The organism is Psychrobacter sp. YGAH215 (genome assembly GCF_007280595.1).
GTDB lineage: Bacteria > Pseudomonadota > Gammaproteobacteria > Pseudomonadales > Moraxellaceae > Psychrobacter > Psychrobacter faecalis.
In genome coordinates this window covers 20,268-33,396 of the sequence record NZ_VKLR01000021.1, presented here as the reverse complement: position 1 = coordinate 33,396, position 13,129 = coordinate 20,268, and the positions used below count along the sequence as shown (strand labels likewise).

Annotated in this window: 12 protein-coding genes; 9 read left to right on the top strand and 3 right to left on the bottom strand. The window is 43.7% G+C overall.

The annotated features are described in order from the left end of the window. Positions 1–155 precede the first annotated feature (155 nt). The 3 genes from fba to ruvB all read left to right on the top strand — a co-directional run bounded on the left by fba (position 156) and on the right by ruvB (position 3,096). Positions 156–1,193 (top strand): class II fructose-bisphosphate aldolase, encoded by a 1,038-nt coding sequence (fba, locus tag FOR85_RS09385; RefSeq protein ID WP_144297718.1) that lies wholly within the window; start codon positions 156–158, stop codon positions 1,191–1,193. Between the two features lie 104 nt (positions 1,194–1,297). Beyond that, positions 1,298–1,918, top strand: coding sequence for a Holliday junction branch migration protein RuvA (ruvA, locus tag FOR85_RS09380; protein WP_144297717.1), 621 nt, complete (start codon positions 1,298–1,300; stop codon positions 1,916–1,918). Between the two features lie 197 nt (positions 1,919–2,115). Beyond that, positions 2,116–3,096: a Holliday junction branch migration DNA helicase RuvB gene (gene ruvB / locus FOR85_RS09375; protein ID WP_068404994.1), complete on the top strand. Its 981-nt coding sequence runs from the start codon at positions 2,116–2,118 to the stop codon at positions 3,094–3,096. A gap of 297 nt (positions 3,097–3,393) precedes the next feature. Here the strand turns inward: ruvB and FOR85_RS09370 are convergent, their stop codons facing one another. Then, positions 3,394–4,320, bottom strand: coding sequence for an IS30 family transposase (locus tag FOR85_RS09370; RefSeq protein WP_144297716.1), 927 nt, complete (start codon positions 4,318–4,320; stop codon positions 3,394–3,396). Between the two features lie 527 nt (positions 4,321–4,847). Here FOR85_RS09370 and FOR85_RS09365 point away from each other — a divergent pair. From FOR85_RS09365 to FOR85_RS09355, 3 genes are all read left to right on the top strand, one after another. Then, complete coding sequence (locus FOR85_RS09365) at positions 4,848–5,597, top strand: electron transfer flavoprotein subunit beta/FixA family protein (protein ID WP_144297715.1); 750 nt, start codon at positions 4,848–4,850, stop codon at positions 5,595–5,597. 148 nt (positions 5,598–5,745) lie between these two features. Continuing rightward, entirely contained in the window at positions 5,746–6,678 is a 933-nt protein-coding gene (locus FOR85_RS09360; RefSeq protein WP_102076260.1) for an electron transfer flavoprotein subunit alpha/FixB family protein, read from the top strand. A gap of 178 nt (positions 6,679–6,856) precedes the next feature. After that, positions 6,857–7,669, top strand: coding sequence for a 2OG-Fe(II) oxygenase (locus tag FOR85_RS09355; RefSeq protein ID WP_144297714.1), 813 nt, complete (start codon positions 6,857–6,859; stop codon positions 7,667–7,669). A gap of 199 nt (positions 7,670–7,868) precedes the next feature. On the opposite strand, the gene FOR85_RS09350 is transcribed toward FOR85_RS09355, so the two are convergent. After that, positions 7,869–8,663, bottom strand: coding sequence for an RNA methyltransferase (locus tag FOR85_RS09350; RefSeq protein ID WP_144297713.1), 795 nt, complete (start codon positions 8,661–8,663; stop codon positions 7,869–7,871). A 98-nt stretch (positions 8,664–8,761) separates the two neighbouring features. Next, positions 8,762–9,745 carry a class 1 fructose-bisphosphatase gene (locus tag FOR85_RS09345; protein ID WP_144297712.1) on the bottom strand — a complete coding sequence of 328 codons (984 nt, stop codon included), beginning with the start codon at positions 9,743–9,745 and terminating at the stop codon, positions 8,762–8,764. Positions 9,746–10,166: 421 nt separating this feature from the next. Between FOR85_RS09345 and FOR85_RS09340 the strand changes: the two genes are divergently transcribed. From FOR85_RS09340 to FOR85_RS09330, 3 genes are all read left to right on the top strand, one after another. Beyond that, positions 10,167–11,240, top strand: a complete 1,074-nt coding sequence (locus FOR85_RS09340) for an aspartate carbamoyltransferase catalytic subunit (protein WP_102076262.1) — start codon at positions 10,167–10,169, stop codon at positions 11,238–11,240. Between the two features lie 90 nt (positions 11,241–11,330). Beyond that, the gene (locus FOR85_RS09335) at positions 11,331–12,512 is read left to right on the top strand and encodes a dihydroorotase (RefSeq protein WP_144297711.1); all 1,182 of its coding nucleotides are present in this window, start codon (positions 11,331–11,333) and stop codon (positions 12,510–12,512) included. Next, positions 12,505–13,062, top strand: coding sequence for a DUF2127 domain-containing protein (locus FOR85_RS09330; protein ID WP_144297710.1), 558 nt, complete (start codon positions 12,505–12,507; stop codon positions 13,060–13,062). The genes FOR85_RS09335 and FOR85_RS09330 overlap by 8 nt, the downstream gene beginning before the upstream one ends. Positions 13,063–13,129: the final 67 nt, after the last annotated feature.

The window sequence follows — 13,129 nt, the reverse complement described above, 5'->3', positions numbered from 1 at the left end:
ATCTGCGCGTGATAATTGCTAGTAAAAATCCTGCATTTTCCCAACTGTTCTATAGTGCTGCTTGTCGATTTACCTACCTTGCAGCGAGGATAGAACACTTGTAATCACCAAATCGTTACAAGTATTTATTTTAAAATCTAATCAGAGAGCGTTTTATGGCCTTAATATCTTTACGTCAACTTTTGGATCATGCCGCTGAGCACAGCTATGGTGTCCCTGCCTTTAACGTCAATAACTTAGAGCAGATGCGTGCCATCATGATGGCGGCCGACGCTTGTGATTCACCTGTCATCGTGCAAGCCAGTGCTGGCGCGCGTAGTTATGCAGGGTCAGCATTTTTACGTCATCTGATTATTGCTGCGATTGAAGAATGGCCGCATATTCCGGTGGTGATGCATCAAGACCATGGTATGTCACCTGCTATTTGCCAGCGCTCAATTCAGCTTGGTTTCTCATCGGTGATGATGGACGGCTCTCTCGGTGAAGACGGTAAAACGCCAATGGATTATGATTATAATGCCAGCGTGACCCGCGAAGTAGTCAAAATGGCCCACGCGTGCGGCGTGTCTGTCGAAGGTGAAATCGGTTGCTTAGGTAGCCTTGAGACCGGCATGGCAGGCGAAGAAGACGGCTCAGGCGCAGAAGGTGTATTGGATCACGAGCAACTATTGACCAGTGCTGATGAAGCCGAGCAGTTTGTTAAAGACACCAATGTCGATGCGCTAGCGATTGCTATTGGCACCAGTCATGGCGCGTATAAATTTACCCGTCCACCGACAGGCGACATCTTATCGATTGAGCGCGTCAAAGAGATTCATGCGCGTATCCCGAATACCCATTTGGTCATGCATGGTTCGTCGTCAGTACCGCAAGAATGGCTAAAAGTTATTAATGAAAACGGCGGTGATATCGGTGAAACCTATGGTGTACCGGTTGAGCAAATCGTTGAAGCGATTAAGCACGGCGTCCGTAAAGTCAATATCGATACCGATTTACGTTTGGCATCAACGGGCGCGATCCGTAAATTCTTGGCAGAAAACCCAAGCGAATTTGATCCACGTAAATATTTTAAAGCCTCTATGGTGGCGATGTCAGATATCTGTACCAATCGTTTTGAAGCCTTTGGTTCAGCGGGTCAGGCGCATAAAATTCGTCCTATCAGCCTCGAAGGTATGGTCGATTTTTATAAATAAGCGTGGTTAGCAAAGCAAGCTCATTGAGCCATAACAGCCGCTTATTTTTAGCGCAAATGCTATAAGCAGTTTTTATGGTCAAATCTTATAAAAGGTGGTGGATAATGATTGGATTGATTACGGGGCAGGTGCAATATTTGATGGCACCAACTGCCTGTATCATGACTGCCTCTGGCGTAGGCTACGATATAGAGCTGCCGCTGCCGTCATTTTGTCAGTTGCGTCTCAAAGAGCAGGCGAGCATTTGGACGCATTTTCACGTGCGTGAAGATGCGCAGCTGCTTTTTGGTTTTATCGATCGTAAAGAGCGCGATGTTTTTCGCCAATTGATTAAAATCAATGGCGTTGGGGCAAAAATGGCGCTGGCGATGCTGTCTGCGATGTCAGCGGCTGAGCTAAAGATGCACGTCGAGCAAGAGTCTGAGACGGCATTGACGCGTATTCCCGGTATCGGTAAAAAGACTGCACAGCGTTTATTGATTGAGTTAAAAGATAAGCTGAAAAATATCGAGGTTGATAATAGCAGTTTAGAATTTGCGCTTCAACCTGCGCCTATTTCTGCTGAAGGCAGTATCATCGCTGAGGTCGAGGGCGCGTTGATTAGCTTGGGTTATAAAGAACGAGAAGCGCAGCAAGCTATTAAAGCGGCGAAAAGTAATGGTGATACCTTTGCCGATACGCAGAGCTTGTTAAAAGCCACTCTGCAACAGCTCTCTGGCTTTTAATTATTTAAACTATAAATAATTATGTTAAATTTTAAACAGATAAGCGACATTGATTGTCGCTTATTTTCGTTTTGGGCTGTGTTTTATTGACTACCTGCTTTATGATGTTTTGCATGACTTATGCGCAGCGTTTGGTTATGCTGTTTATGATTTAGTCTTTTAAAAATAATGATTTTAATAAAATGATAAAACCTATGATGCAAGATCGTTTGATTAATCCGTTAGAAGGAGCAGGTGATGCGCCTGACTCTAATATTCGACCGGCATTATTGGCTGAATATATTGGTCAGCCGGTGGTGCGTGAACAGATGGAAGTGTTTATTGGCGCGGCACGTGGTCGCGACGAGGCATTAGATCATACCTTGATTTTTGGTCCGCCGGGGCTTGGTAAAACCACACTTGCTAATATTATTGCCCGTGAAATGGGTGGCAATCTGCGTTCTACCTCAGGGCCTGTACTTGAGCGTGCTGGTGATTTGGCCGCCATGCTGACCAATTTAGAAGCGGGCGATGTGCTCTTTATCGATGAGATTCATCGTCTAAGTCCGGTCATTGAAGAAATTCTTTATCCAGCAATGGAAGATTTTCAGCTTGATATTATGATTGGCGAAGGTCCAGCGGCACGTTCTATCAAGCTTGATTTACCGCCGTTTACTTTGGTGGCAGCAACCACACGCGCAGGGCTGCTGACTTCGCCATTGCGAGATCGTTTTGGGATTGTGCAGCGCTTAGAGTTTTATAATATCGCTGATCTGACAACGATTGTTAGCCGTGCGGCGCGTTTGATGCGGGTACCGATGAGCGAAGATGGCGCAGTAGAGATTGCGCGCCGTTCGCGCGGAACGCCAAGGATTGCCAATCGGCTATTACGCCGTGTACGTGATTATGCCCAAGTCAGAGGAGATGGCAGTATCAATGGCGCGATAGCCGGTAGTGCGCTTGATATGCTCGCCGTAGATAGACGAGGTCTCGACCATTTGGACAGACGCTATATAGAGATATTACACGAGCGTTTCGATGGTGGTCCTGCAGGCGTTGAAGCAATAGCAGCAGCAATGGCCGAAGATCGCGGTACGCTTGAAGATGTGATTGAGCCATATTTAATACAGCAAGGTTATGTGCTGCGTACGGCGCGTGGTCGGGTATTGACACAAATGGCGATTGACCAGATGTTGTAGGATAGTCAGTTCAAAACGCACGAAGCGTGTCTTTAATTGCACGGTGCGGGTATCAATTGTCCTCGCTTGCTTTTTGCTGTGCACGCTAGAGGCTTCAAAAAATTGATATCTGCAGTCACGCATTTATTTCAAAATAAATGAACCATATTAAAACTATAAAAGCGTTTACCTTTAATTGTGAGATTAAAGGTAAACGCTTTTTCATACTGCAGTTTTTTTAAAATTAAGCTTTAGGTAAGGCTTCAGGCCATATTTTCCCAGGATTTAAAATCTTAGATTAACACACCAAGTGCAACGCTAATTAATATTATAGAACGCCTGCATAGGCGTTTTAAACCCTAATCGTTTTCTTGGTCTGTTGTTTAGTTTGTTCTCAATGTCCTGTATCTCATTATCAGAGACTTGTCTAAAGTCACAACCCTTAGGCAAGTACTCTCTGATAAGGCCATTGGTATTCTCGTTGGTTCCTCGCTGCCATGACGCATAAGCATCGGCAAAGAAGAAAGGGCTAAAGAGCTTTTGTTTCACCTTCTTATGCTGAGCAAACTCTTTACCATTGTCAGAGGTAATGGTCTTAACCTGCAACCTTACTGGCTTTAAGAGTTCTATCATTGCCTGTGATACTTGCTGTGCTGTTTTATTATCGACACGCTTCATCTTCAGTAGCCCTGTTTTACTTTCAACGAGCGTGACAATCGCTTGCTTGTGATGCTGACCAATCACCGTATCCGCTTCCCAATCTCCAATACGTGAGCGTTCTTCAACAATACAAGGGCGCTCATGAATCGAGACTCTGTCATTGATACGGCCTCGGGTCTCAGCGGTTAGACGCTGCCGGTATGGTTTTCCTTTACGTCTGAGACACTGCCACAATGTGCCGCCTTGCCTCTTATCACGCCAAATATAGCGATAAATGCTCATATGACTGATACCAGCATGAACGCCAGCTATCTGCTCAGGACTCCAGTTCTCTTTAAGCTTATCTGTGACCCAGCCCCATACGTCAGCGATGATGCTGAGCGCATTGTTTGGCCGTCTGTCACAAGCCTTGTTATTAGCATGCTTTGCTCGGTAACCTCGTAGGCTTTTATTACGCCTAAGCTCTCTTGATATGGTACTGGGACTTCTGTTTAACTCTCGAGCTATGAAATTAATACTATGTTTTGCCCCTATTAGGGCATAAATCTGGTATCGTTCCCCTAGGCTTAGATGCGTATAGCTCATGGTTGCAATCTCACTTTGGTCGGTGGATAAAAACTTTGATGCTAGCGCATCTAGGTCTTTTTTTCACCTTGCATTTGGTATTGCACTTCATGTGTTAATCTAAGACGTCAAATAACTTTCTATTTAGGCACTTACAGACTGTTTTTGCAACAATGGTGACAAATTTATGACGCATTATTCACGGCGTTGTCTTGACCTTAGTCCTGAGCTCACGCAAGATAGACGGGTCTGATAATAACGGTTGGCTTAGTTTTAGCAGGATTTAATCGTTTACTGGTATACTTTTGTTATTGGTAAATACTTAGATGAGTAAATACCGATAATAAATCACGACTAGCGAATAATAAATATGATACCGCGATATCTTGGGTGAGCGGCTTATACATATTTATGTTTAAATCTATGCTAATGTGGTAAAAACCTTTAGTAGTATTTTGAACGACAATTTGCATCACAGTTTGAAAAAAATGAACCTTTGGTTCTTAATTGGTAATTTTTAATTCATAACATTAATAAACGAGGAACGTATGAAAGCATTAGTAGCGGTCAAGCGTGTCATTGATTACAACGTAAAAGTTCGTGTAAAAGCTGATAATTCGGGCGTAGATTTATCTAACACTAAAATGTCAATCAACCCTTTTGATGAAATTGCTGTTGAAGAAGCCGTTCGTCTAAAAGAAGCGGGCGTGATTGATGAAGTCATCGTCGCCTCAATCGGTCCAAAAGAATCACAAGAGCAAATTCGTGCAGCTTTAGCCTTGGGTGCTGACCGTGGGATTTTGGTTGTATCTGACGAAAAACCTTATCCATTACAAGTTGCTAAAATCCTTAAGAATATCGCTGAATCTGAGTCTACGGATATTATCCTATTGGGTAAACAAGCCATCGATGACGACAACAACCAAACTGGTCAGATGTTAGCAGCATTGATGGGTATCGGTCAGGGTACTTTTGCGTCAGAAGTAAAAGTTGAAGGCAGCAAAGTCAACGTCACGCGTGAAATCGACGGTGGTCTGCAAACCCTAGCACTTGAGCTACCAGCGGTTATCACCACTGACTTACGCTTAAATGAGCCACGTTATGCAAAATTGCCTAACATCATGAAAGCAAAGAAAAAGCCACTTGATGAAAAAACACCTGCTGATTTCGGTGTCGATATGACTTCTAAGCAAGAAATTATCAAAGTCGTGCCACCTTCTGAGCGTAAAGCGGGTATCAAGGTAGGTTCAGTTGACGAGTTGGTCGATAAGCTAAAAAATGAAGCAAAAGTTATCTAAGGCGTGAGTCTTTTAATATTTTGCTACGGCATATCTTGTGCAAAATGATGTTATCTAAAAGGTTTCATATTTAAGCTGATTTGATAAATCGTTTTGTACACAAACAACCGCATGAATAGATGATACGAATAAATAAAGGATAAAAACAATGGCAATTTTGGTATATGCAGAACATGACAATGCCAGTCTAAAAAAGGCAACTTTGAACACGATCGCTGCTGCTAAGCAAATAGGCGATGACGTCCATGTATTGGTCGCTGGTAGCGGCGCGCAGGCAGCAGCTGATGCAGCCGCTAAAGCTGAAGGCGTGACTAAAGTACTATTAGCCGATAACGCCGCTTATGAGCATCAATTGGCAGGCAACATCGCCCTATTGGTTGCTGACATCGCTGGTGATTATAGCCATATCATCGCTGCTGCTACTACTACTGGCAAAAATTTTATGCCACGTGTCGCCGCTTTACTTGACGTGAGCATGTTGTCAGAGATCTCTGCGGTCGTAGACGCAAACACTTTTGAGCGTCCTATCTATGCAGGTAATGCCACGGCGACGGTTAAGACTTCAGAAGATAAAGTGGTTTTAACAGTCCGTACAACGGCTTTTGATCCTGTGGCAAGCGAAGGCGGCTCAGCGTCTGTTGAGACACTCGATAATGTTCAAGATTTGGGTAAATCAAGCTTCGTCAATGAAGAGATGGCAAAATCTGACCGCCCTGAGTTGACTTCAGCAAGCATCGTGGTTTCAGGTGGTCGTGCGCTAGCAAACGGTGAAAACTTTACTAAATACATCGAGCCACTAGCTGATAAGCTTGGCGCGGCGGTTGGTGCATCACGTGCTGCTGTTGACGCAGGCTATGTACCAAACGATATGCAAGTTGGTCAAACAGGTAAAATCGTTGCTCCAGATCTCTATATTGCAGCGGGTATCTCAGGCGCGATTCAGCATTTAGCAGGTATGAAAGATTCTAAAGTCATCGTTGCTATCAACAATGATCCAGAATCACCAATCGCGAGCGTTGCTGATTACTTCTTAGAAGCCGATTTGTTTGAGGCATTGCCTGAGCTGACTAGCAAGATTTAATTGTTACCTCTTGCATAAGGAATGAAGCAAAAAAGACCCGCTATTTTTATAGCGGGTTTTTTTATTATCAAATTTTTTAATTCGGTTGTTTCATGAATATTTGATTAAATAAATGATTATGAGATACTGTTATATTGGTTGTATGGTTTCTTTATAGGTAAAATCAAAAGGAGTGAGTATGAACGCGATATTACAGCTAGAACCGAGTTGGCAAAAATGGATTGTAGAGAATATCAATCGTGGTGTACCTTTCAATAATATAATAAACACGCTTTTTGAAAGAGGTTTCTATAATGCAGCATATGAGCTTATGTCTCAGCAGTCTGAAGTTATAAATATACCTTATATAGATGTCAGTAATAACTCAATAGCACTGCCAGACAGAACTGTGAAGTTGACCTCAACTTTCTACCCACCTTTCGTAGCAGTTATAGATAGCTTCTTGAGTAATAAAGAATGTGATCAACTAATAAAAAGTAGTGAGGGGAAGCTAAAAAACTCTAGAGTCGTTAGCCCTATTGATGGTAGTTTTGCAGACCATGATGCACGAACTAGTACGAGTTGCGGTTTTCAAAGAGGTGCGACAGATTTAATAACGAAAATTGAAAAAAGAATAGAAGCATTATTACATTGGCCAGAGATTCGCGGTGAAGGTTTACAAGTGCTACATTATGAAAAAGGAGCAGAGTATCGTCCACACTTCGACTTCTTCGATCCTAAACATCCCAATCATAAGGAAATTACGGGAAAAGGAGGTCAACGTGTGGGTACTTTATTAATGTACCTATCAGATGTCGAATCAGGGGGTGGTACATGTTTTCCTAAAATTAATCTTGAAGTGCGTCCTAAAAAAGGTACAGCACTCTACTTTAGTAATACTAAGTTTGATGGAAGTGTAGAACCTTTGAGTCTACATGCTGGTATGCCTGTTATTAAAGGAACTAAGTATTTGGCAACTAAATGGTTGAGGACTAACGCTTATGTTAGTTAGCTGGCTGCAATACGATAACAACTAATATTAAAAAGTTTTTCTAAAAATAGATTTATATACTGAAGAGGTATTGAGTAATACTATATATAATCTTACAAATATGATAATTATCTCTCAAGGTTTTGAAACGGAAAATAACTGAGTAAATTTTATTCATATTCAGTTATTTTTCCACTTAACCCTTTTAAAACTTTAGATTTTAAATATAATTTCTTTGTCGCAACGTTTCATACAAGCATAATGAGCCTGCAATGGCGACATTCAGGCTTTCTTGCCCGTTAGGCTGCGGCAAGGCGATAGGGGTGGCACACTGCATTAGCTCGTCGCAAACACCTTGGCCTTCATGCCCCATAATCCAAGCGATTGGCTTTCTTAAGTCATGTTGATAAATGACCGTATCGGTATGTGAGCTGGTGGCAAATAGCGGCGTTTGTACGAAATCTAAAATATCTTGCACACTTAACCCCTCGTAAATGCTGAGGGCAAACTGCGCGCCCATACCTGCTCTGAGCGTCTTTGGTGACCATGCTTGCGCTGTTGCACTGGTACAAAGTATGTTTTTAATGCCAACCGCCGCCGCCGTACGCAGTAGCGTACCGACATTGCCGCTGTCCTGGACATCATTAAGAATCAAGCAGTCATCATTGATGGGTTTAAGGCTAGGCGCTGGAATGTTAATCAGCGCCATGATATCGATGCCAGTCCCTAAGCTACGAATACCTTCGTACAGGCTATCTGCTAAAGTCAAAATAGGCGTATAAGTCGGTAGGCGCGTCAAAAGCTGCTGAACTTCAGAATGCTGGTGCGCCGATTCAGACAGTAATATCTGCACAAATGGGTAATCGCTACGCAGAGCGGCATCGATAAGGTGCACGCCTTCAATGACGGTTTGCCCTTGTTTCTTACGCTGGCGCGCTTGCGTCAATAGCCCTTTGATAAGTTTGACAGTCGTATTTTTATCTGAGGTAATCAGCTCGGTGGGATTTGCTACCATAATAGATCGCTTAAAATATAAAGAGTTTGAATCATCAGCGTAAAGTCGATTGTTTATATCGCTGTACGCTGTGTATTATCAAATTGGGTGCAAATGATTTATTTATCAGCATGTTTTAAATGTAGATTTTTAACGTAATCGACCTCGTTTTTACTGCCAAGTACCACAGGGACACGTTGGTGAATATCCGTTGGTTCTATATCCAAGATACGCTGCACCGCGTCGGTAGCAGCGCCGCTCGCTCGCTCAATCAATAAGCTCATCGGATTGGCTTCATACATCAAGCGTAACTTGCCGGCTTTATTGGCATCTTTGGTGTCAAATGGATAGGTGAATAAACCGCCACGACATAAAATTCGATGCACATCGCCGACCATCGCTGCTACCCAGCGCGTGTTAAAATCACGGCCGCGCACACCGGTCTTGCCAGCGATGAGCTCGTCGATATATTGCTGCATAGGCGCTTGCCAATAGCGATAGTTTGAAGCGTTGATAGCGTATTCACTAGTATCCGCATCAATCTGAACATTTTCTTCTATCAGCACATAGTCATTGGTATCAGGGTCTAAGCTAAACATCACGACATTATCAGCAATGGTTAATGCCAGTACCGTAGAGGTGCCATATAGCAAATAACCGGCGGCTAGCTGTTGATTACCCGCTTGTAGAAAATCGCTATTTGCACTGATTTGACCTTGGCGTTGGTACGGTAAAATAGAGAAGATGGTACCGACGGCCATATTAATATCGATATTTGATGAGCCATCAAGTGGATCGAACAATACCAATAAACTACCATCAGCATTGGCAGGGGTAGCATCGTCGAGCTCTTCTGAGGCAACACCTGCACAATGCGCGTTGTTTGCCAACGCCTCTAATAATAAATCGTTAGCTAAGACGTCGAGTTTTTTCTGCTCTTCACCTTGGACATTTTGATTACCTGCTTCGCCTAAGATATCTGCTAACGCCCCTTTTCTTAATAACTGCGAGATGGTTTTACCAACATCAGTCACAGTGGTAATTACGTCATTAAGTGCCGGGTTACTGGCATCAGCGTTTAGATAATTTGCTAAGGTTGTCATAAGGTTTCCTGATAAAGGCGGTTAAAATAGATAGTATTAAAATAAATACTTTTAAAAATAAGACCAATGAGAATAAAAATTAAATAGAGGTTTGAGAGACGGTTAGGTCACCTTTAATTTGCCTAAATTTGGCAAATTTTTAAATACCCAGCAAGGCGTCTTTGTCCTGACCACAAAATCAGCTACACTAGCGCTATGATTATTTATTTATGGTGTTAATAAGTGGCTTTTGATAAGGTTTGCTATATGTCTAGAGCCATTGCTCACTAAGACGCCAAAAGCTATCTTTTAAGGTTGTTTGTCATTGCGCTAAATTGTAGCAAATAAGCGCCAAAATGTCCTTGTCTGTGTGCTTAACGAGCGTAAAACGCCTAAATAATGATAATCACCTCATATCACCTAACAATAAAGATGTGCCATTATGTCAAATTCTATCGATAGTCGCTCAACACCAACCGTTTCGCCGACTGATTATGCCAAGTTTGATCCTGAGACTATTCATCAAAAGCTCAACGCCTCGCTCAGTCGTCCGCAGCTCAATAACGATGGCAGTATTCGCCATTTCTTAGGGGTAGAGGGTTTAAGTAAAGCGCAACTGCAGGCAATTATTGCCAAAGCAGAGACATTTTTTGATGATAATGGGCAACTGATTAACCGCCCTGAGCTTGAAGGCTATACGGTGATGAATTTGTTTTTTGAGCCGTCAACGCGCACGCGTACAACCTTTGAAGTCGCCGAAAAGCGTCTTGGTGCCAATGTGCTCAATATCGATATTGAGCGCTCCAGTACCAAAAAAGGCGAGAGCTTGCGCGACACCTTATGGAATCTACAAGCGATGACGGCGGATATCTTTGTGGTACGGCATTCAGCGTCAGGCGCGGCGCATTTTATGGCAACCGAAGTGACGCCAGATATTGCTATTATCAACGGCGGTGATGGCTGGCATGCTCATCCGACGCAAGGTATGCTCGATATGCTGACCATTCACCGTGAAGCACCGCGGCCATTTGAAGAGTTGTCTGTAGCCATCGTCGGTGATATTAAGCATTCGCGGGTCGCACGCTCAGATATCAGTGCGCTGCAAACCTTGGGCGTTAAAGATATTCGTGTTTGTGCGCCGCGTACCTTATTACCCAAAGGTATTGAGCGTTTTGGCGTGCAAGTTTATGAAGATATGAACGAATGCGTCACCGACTGTGATGTCATTATGGGATTAAGAATACAAAATGAGCGTATCGGCTCGCCGCTGCTGGCGTCGTCGAGTGAGTATTATAAACACTATGGTATTACGCCTGAACGCCTAGCACTGGCTAAACCCGATGCGTTGGTGATGCATCCTGGGCCGATGAATCGCGGGGTTGAGATTGCCTCAAGCGTTGCCGATGGTGACCAGTCTGTTATTTTAAAGCAAGTAAATAATGGCATTGCGATTCGCATGGCAGTGTTATCGCTAGCTATGGAAGGTCAGCGCGCGCATCAAGCGGCGAGTCAATAATTCTCTGCTGCGCTGTTTTATATTTATTTATCACATTTTATTGATACGGTAATAACGCTCATGGTTCACATTACGAATTCAGATATTCATATGCACGACTTACTTCCAAAAGCATTTAAAGACGGGCTACCAAGCACAGTAACCGATAAGCTGGCTTCTCTTGAGTCAGAGCGCGAAATGTGGCTACTGCCTCCCTTGGTTGATTTATGCGCCCGTTTACGCGAACCGGGTCAACAACAACACGGTACGTTAGAGTCAGAAGGGCGTGCGGCCCGTGGCAATGGCTTTTTGCATGTGGTGATTCCACCTGATACCAACCCCATTTTAGAAAATGGCTCGCTATTAAAAGGTTTGCGTGAGCGGGCGCTGAGTGATGGCGGTATTTATTTGCATGTTTTAGGGGCGTTGACCGCAGGCTTAGAAGGCGAGCGACCATCAAATATCGCTGGTCTGAAAAAAGGCAGCTGTATCGCAGTTTCTAATGCGCGTCGACCTTTTCGTAATGACTTAGTGTTACTGCGTACTTTGGAGTATGCGGCGACTTTTGGCATGAAAGTATTCTTTTATCCTGACGAGCCAAGTCTCTCTGGTGATGGCGTGGCACATGAAGGTTATATCGCTTCGTATCATGGTTTGCAAGGCATTCCTTGGATTGCAGAAACGGTTGCTTTATCAACGCAGTTATTGATGGTAGAAGAAACGGGTATTGCCGCACATTTTAGCCAATTATCTTGTAAGTCTTCGATTGAGCTGATGCGCTGGGCGAAAGACAAAGGTCTGCCGGTGACTTGTGATGTGGCGATGCATCAGCTGTATTTAACCGATGATAATTTAAAAGGCTTTAATGCCCAAGCCTATGTGCTACCGCCGCTGCGTAGTAATACCGATCAGCAAGCCATTCGCCGCGGGCTAAAAGACGGCACTATTGATGCGATTTGCAGCCATCATGAGCCGCTAAATAGTACCGCTAAAAAAGCACCCTTTGCTGAGAGTACGCCTGGTATCTCAAACTTTGATACCTTTATGGCGCTGGCCTGTCAGCTGGTACGCGATGAAGTATTAACGCTTGATCAACTGGTCGATAAAATCTGTCTGAACCCCGCAAAAATTGCGGGCATTAGTGAGAAGTATGAAAGTATCGGCGGCGCGGTGTTGGTCGATCCCAATCTTGAGTGGCAAGTAACCACAGAAACCATGCTGTCAAATGGGAAAAACACACCGTTCTTTAATGAGCAGTTGCAGGGTCGTGTGGTGGAGACTTTCTTTGCCTAATTTGCCCAGACAGGATGACAGTCTGCTACCATCCTCGAAGGATAATAACCAAGATTTAACCAGTCAGCCGCATACACCGCGCAGTGGCGCTAGTACCTCTAGCGAATCGATCAAAGCGGTGGCAATCTATGAAGTGGTCAAAGGCGTTGGTGCGCTATTAGGGGCGGGGGCTTTATGGTCCTGGCATAGTGACCTTGAGCATTGGCTAACGACAGCGACTGCGTCTTGGCAGCAAGTCTTTGGGCAACTGCTAGCGCCGCAAGTTGATAGTGCGGTACGCATTGCTCAGCAGGCAAGCAGAAATTGGCCAGTATTTTTATTGCTCATTTTTGCTTATGCCAGTTTGCGCTTTCTTGAAGCTTATGGTTTGTGGCAAGACAAAACCTGGGCGTATTGGTTTGGGGTATTGGGCTACGGGATATTTATTCCTATTGAGATTTATTATTTGTTTGCTAGCCCATTTGACTGGTTTAAGCTTGCCATCTTAATATCAAATATTATTATTGTTATCGTGGTTTATCGCAATATGAAGCGCAAAGGTTTGATATAACTAGGCTGTGATACAAACCAATAAACGGGTTTAAGAGACCTAAAAAAGCCAGTATAAGTTATCCTCT